The organism is Hydrogenophaga sp. (assembly GCF_041633695.1).
Taxonomy (GTDB): Bacteria; Pseudomonadota; Gammaproteobacteria; order Burkholderiales; family Burkholderiaceae_C; genus Hydrogenophaga.
In genome coordinates this window covers 1-5,328 of sequence record NZ_JBFJMY010000294.1, presented here as the reverse complement: position 1 = coordinate 5,328, position 5,328 = coordinate 1, and the positions used below count along the sequence as shown (strand labels likewise).

Annotated in this window: 4 protein-coding genes; all 4 read left to right on the top strand. The window is 66.8% G+C overall.

Going from position 1 to position 5,328, the window contains the following annotated elements; all coding sequences use genetic code 11:
• Positions 1-1,385 (top strand): acyl-CoA carboxylase subunit beta (locus ABYB95_RS16310; RefSeq protein ID WP_372659610.1); only part of this gene is annotated, 1,385 nt, incomplete at its 5' end.
• Positions 1,386-1,395: 10 nt separating this feature from the next.
• A complete protein-coding gene (locus ABYB95_RS16305) occupies positions 1,396-2,193 on the top strand; it encodes a crotonase/enoyl-CoA hydratase family protein (RefSeq protein ID WP_008905480.1) in 798 nt (265 codons plus the stop codon).
• A gap of 25 nt (positions 2,194-2,218) precedes the next feature.
• Complete coding sequence (locus tag ABYB95_RS16300; RefSeq protein WP_008905481.1) at positions 2,219-4,246, top strand: biotin carboxylase N-terminal domain-containing protein; 2,028 nt, start codon at positions 2,219-2,221, stop codon at positions 4,244-4,246.
• Positions 4,243-5,328, top strand: a 1,086-nt coding sequence (locus ABYB95_RS16295; RefSeq protein WP_372659609.1) for an acyl-CoA dehydrogenase family protein, incomplete at its 3' end; no start/stop codon positions are given. The genes ABYB95_RS16300 and ABYB95_RS16295, both read left to right, overlap by 4 nt.

The following is a 5,328-nucleotide window of genomic DNA, read 5'->3' as shown; positions in this document are numbered from 1 at the left end:
TGGAACTCTCGCCGCTGGCGGCCTGGGATCAGTATGGCAACGAGGTGCCGGGTGCGGGCATCGTCTCCGGCGTCGGGATGGTGGCCGGGCGGCCCTGCATGTTCATTGCCAACGATGCCACCGTCAAGGGCGGCTCGTTCTTCCATGAAACCGTCAAAAAACACATACGGGCGCAGGAGATTGCCCAGCGCCTGCGCCTGCCCTGCTTGTACCTGGTGGATTGCGGCGGCGCCTTTCTGCCGGAGCAGGACCGCGTGTTTCCCGACAAGGACCACTTCGGCAACAGCTTCCACCGCCAGTGCCGCATGTCGCAGGCCGGCCTGCCGCAGCTCTCGGCCGTGTTCGGCGGCTGCACCGCGGGCGGCGCCTACATTCCCGCGCTGTCGGACGAAGTGGTGATGGTGCGCGGTAACGCACGCATTCATCTGGGTGGCCCGTCCATCGTCAAGATCGCGATCAACGAAGTGGTCGACGGCGAAACCCTGGGCGGCGCGGAGATGCACAGCCGTGTCTCCGGTGTCAGCGACCACCTGGCCGAGGACGAGCATCAGGCGCTGGCCATGCTCCGTCAGATCGTCGCCAGCCTGCCGCCCGAGCCGCCCATGGTGCCGCCGCTGCCGCCCAGCGCACCACGTTACGACCCGATTGAGCTCGATGGCGTCGTACCGGTCGACCCCAAACAGCCCTACGACGCGCGCGAAATCATTGCGCGGCTGCTCGACGGCAGCGCTTTCCACGAGTTCAAACCGTTGTGGGGAGATACGCTGGTGACCGGCTTTGGCGCGATCCACGGCCAGCCGGTCGCCATCCTCGCCAACAACGGCGCGCTGCTGGCCGAGTCGGCCCTGAAGGGCGCGCATTTCATCGAACTGGCCAACCAGCGCGGAGTACCGCTGCTGTTTTTGCAGAACATCCCCGGCTTCATGGTTGGCACCGAGGCCGAGCGTGGCGGTATTGCCAAGCACAGCGCCAAGATGGTGTATGCCATGGCCTGCGCGCGCGTGCCCAAGCTCACGTTGGTGGTTGGCGGCTCTTATGGCGCCGGCAACTACGGCATGTGCGGCCGCGGCTTTGAGCCCGAATTCCTGTTCGCCTGGCCCAGTGCCAGAGTTGCCACGATGAGCGCCGACATTGCCAGCAACGTGATGGTCGAGCTGGCGCGCTCTAACTTGCGCGGCCCGGCTGATGAGGCGCGGCTGCTGGATATCGAACGCAGGGTACGCGAGCAGTACGCGCGCCAGAGCGATCCCTATTACGCCACCTCCCGGCTGTGGGACGACGGTCTGATCGAACCCTCGGCCTCGCGCGATGTGCTGGGCCTGGCGCTGGCGCTGGCGGCGCGCCGTGCGTTGCCGAGTACGGCAACCCCTGTTTACCGCATGTAAGAGAACCTCTATGAACACCCCCACCTACGAGACCCTGCAACTGGTCGTCGACGCGCGCGGCGTGGCCCGCCTCACGCTCAACCGCCCCGACACTCATAACGCGCTCAACGCCACCCTGATCAGCGAGCTGCGCCGTGCCGTCGATTGGCTGGCCGCAGCGCCGGGCGTGCGCGCGGTGGTGCTCACCGGCACCGGCAAGACCTTTTGCGCGGGTGGTGACCTGGGCTGGATGCAGGACAACATGAAAAAGAGCCGGACCGAGCGCGTGGGCGAAAGCGGCGATCTGGCGCTCATGCTGCGCGCCCTGAACGAGCTGCCTATGCCCGTCATTGGCCGCATCAATGGCCCCGCGTATGGCGGCGGAGTCGGCATGATCTCGGTCTGCGACATCACGATCGCGGTCGATACCGGCATCTACTCGCTGACTGAGGTGCGCCTGGGCCTGCTGCCGGCCAATATCGCGCCCTACGTCGTGGCGCGCATGGGTGAAGCCAACGCCCGGCGCACCTTCCTGACGGCGCGCCGCATGAGCGCGGCAGAGGCGCAGCGCCTGGGCCTGCTCTCAGAAGTGGTGGCGGCCGATCAGCTCGACGCGGCCATTGAACGCGAACTCGCCGACCTGCTGCAGTGCGCGCCCGGCGCGGTGGCGGCCACCAAGAAGCTTGTGGCCTATGTGCAGGCGCACGATCTGCCCACCAACATGATCTACACCGCTGACAAGCTGGCCGACGCCTGGGAAACCGAAGAAGGGTGCGACGGCATCGCTGCCTTTTTTGGCAAGCGGCTGCCGATGTGGCGGCAGGTCTGAGTGTTGGCATGAAGGCGTGCGACTGATGTTTAACACCCTCCTGATTGCCAATCGCGGGGAGATCGCCTGCCGCATCGCCCGCACCGCGCGCCGCATGGGCCTGCGCACGGTGGCGGTCTATTCCGAAGCCGACCGCGAGGCGCTGCACGTGGCCCTGTGCGATACGGCCGTGCGCATCGGAGCGCCGGAGGCCGCGCGCAGCTACCTTGATGCCGCTGCCATCGTGGCCGCGGCGCGTGCCGCCGGTGCGCAGGCCATCCATCCGGGCTACGGCTTTTTGTCGGAAAGCCTGGCCCTGATTGACGCCTGCGAAGCCGTCGGGCTCATTTTTGTGGGTCCCTCGCGCGAAGCGATCCGGCGCATGGGCTCGAAGATCGAATCCAAGCGCATCGCGCTCGGAGCCGGCGTGCCGGTGGTGCCGGGCTACCACGCCGACGACCAGGACTCTGCGGTCTTGCAGGCGGCGGCCGGGGGCATCGGCTACCCGGTGCTGATCAAGGCCTCGGCCGGCGGCGGCGGCAAGGGCATGCGGGTGGTGCGCAGCGCGGCTGACTTCTCGGCCGCGCTGGATACCGTGCGACGCGAAGCAAAGGCTTCGTTCGGCGACGACCGCGTGCTGCTGGAACGCTACCTCGACGAGCCACGCCACCTCGAAGTGCAGTTGCTGGGCGACAAGCACGGGCATCTGGTCCATCTGTTCGAGCGTGAATGTTCGATCCAGCGCAACCACCAGAAAGTGATTGAGGAAGCGCCCGCGCCGCACCTGCCTCCCGCAGTGCGCGAGGCCCTGTTTTCGCACGCACTGACGATCGGGCACGCCATGGGCTACGACAGCACCGGCACCATCGAGTTCATCCACGACAGCCGCAGCGGCGACACCTTCTTTCTGGAAATGAACACCCGGCTGCAGGTCGAGCACCCAGTGACCGAGTTGACGGTCGGTATTGATTTGGTCGAATGGCAGCTGCGGGTGGCCACTGGTGAGCCGCTCGGCTTCGCCCAGCCGGACCTGTCGCAGCGCGGCTGCGCGATCGAGGCGCGAGTCTGCGCGGAGAATCCGGCGGCGGGTTTTGCGCCCGAGATCGGCGCCCTGATCGACTACCGCGAGCCGCGCGGCGAGGGCGTCCGGGTCGACAGCGGCGTACGCAGCGGCAGTCAGGTGACGCCCTATTACGACTCCATGCTGGCCAAGGTGATTGCCCATGCCGACGACCGGCCGACCGCCGCACGGCGGCTCGCCACGGCATTGGACAACACGGTGCTGCTCGGCGTGCACAGCAACCTCGGTTTTCTGGCCGATCTGCTGCGCCACGACCACTTCGCGCAAGTACTCACCACACACTACATCGAACGCGCCTTTCCCGCAGGCTGGCAGCCGCGCGCGGACGATGGGCTGGCCATCGCCGCTGCCGCCGTGCACGGCGTGCTGACCCAGCAGGCGGCGGCCGGGCGCTCGGCCTGGCAGTCGCTCGGGGCCTGGCGCGCGTCCGGCGCCGGGAGTGGCACTGGCAGCACGCAGGTGCTGCTCGAAGACGAGCAGCGCTGCGTGCATGAAGCCAGCGTGTCGCCGTTGGGCGAAGGCTGGCGCGTGCGCGTCGGCGATCTGGAGCTGAACCTGGGAGCGACGCTAACCGGCGACACCCTGGCGTTGCAGCACGACGGCCTGACGGTGCGCTTCACGTTGGCGCTGGAACAGCACGCTACGCAGGGCAAACGCGTGTGGCTGGCCGGGCCGGGCGGCACGTGGGCCTGGCGCCGGCTCGACCGCTGGCAGCGCGCACTCAAGGGCGCGGCGTGCGCCGATGATGAGCGGGGCGGCAATCGCCTGCTCGCGCCCATGCCCGGTCTAGTGACGCAGGTGCAAATCAGTGTGGGCATGACGGTGAACGCGGGCGACACGCTGGTGCAGATGGAGGCAATGAAGATGGTGCACACGCTCAGCGCGCCCGCGGCGGGCCGGGTCAGCGAGTTGCGTTGCCGCGTCGGTGACGCGGTGCGCGGTGGCGATGTGTTGGTAATCATGGAAGCAATGGAATCTGAGGAAAGGCAATGAACGAGCCGATTTATTTTGACGAGCAACACCGGCAGTTCCGGGACAACCTGCGCCGCTTTGTCGAGCAGGAGGTGGTGCCACAGGCAGCGCCCTGGGAAGAGGAAGGCATGGTGCCGCGTGCGGTGCTGAGAAAAATGGGTGAGCTCGGCTACCTCGGCGTGCGTTACGCCGAGCAATACGGCGGCTCGAATCTTGACACGGTGTACAGCGCGATCCTGGCCGAAGAACTCGGCCGTTCCACGTACGGCGGCTTTGCCGTGACGGTGATGGTGCACACCGACATGGCCTCGCCGCACCTGGCCAACTTTGGCACGCCAGAGCAGCTCGCGCGCTACCTGCCCGCCATCATCTGCGGCGAGAAGATCTGTGCCGTGGCGGTCACTGAGCCCGATGCAGGCTCTGACGTGGCTGGCATCCGCACCCGCGCGGTGCGCGACGGAGACCACTGGGTTATCAATGGCAGCAAGATGTTCATCACCAACGGCGTGCATGGTGACGTGTACTTCGTCGCCGCCAAGACCGACCCGACGGCCAAGGGCTCGCGCGGTATCTCGATCTTCATTGTCGAGAAGGGTACGCCGGGCCTTCGAGTCGGGCGCGCGTTAAAGAAAAGCGGCTGGCTGTGCAGCGACACCGCCGAACTGGTGTTCGAAGATTGCCGCATCCCGGCCGCCAATCTGCTGGGCGAAGAGAACAAGGGCTTCTACCAGATCATGCGCAATTTCCAGAACGAGCGCATGGTGCTGGGTGCGCAGATGATGGGCGAAGCCGCGCGTGCGATCGAGCTGACGCTGGCCTATGTGCGCGAGCGCAAGGCCTTCGGCGCCACGCTGTGGGACAAGCAGGCGATCCGCCAGCGCCTGGCCATGCGGGCAGCGCAGGTCGAGGCGGCCCGTCAGTTGGTTTACCACGCTGCCTGGCTCGATGCGAAGGGGCGCGAGTGCGTCAAGGAAGTGTCGATGGTCAAGGCGCTGTGCGGCGAGCTGCTCAACGACGTGGTCTATGACTGTCAGCAGTTCCACGGTGGCGCTGGCTATATGCGCGAGACGCCGATCGAGCGCATGGTGCGCGACGCCCGTGTC

What these genes read in the sequence shown, in the direction of transcription:
- ABYB95_RS16305 (WP_008905480.1), top strand. Translation starts at nt 1,396, where the DNA reads ATGAACACCCCCACCTACGAGACCCTGCAACTGGTCGTCGACGCGCGC.
- ABYB95_RS16300 (WP_008905481.1), top strand. Translation starts at nt 2,219, where the DNA reads ATGTTTAACACCCTCCTGATTGCCAATCGCGGGGAGATCGCCTGCCGC.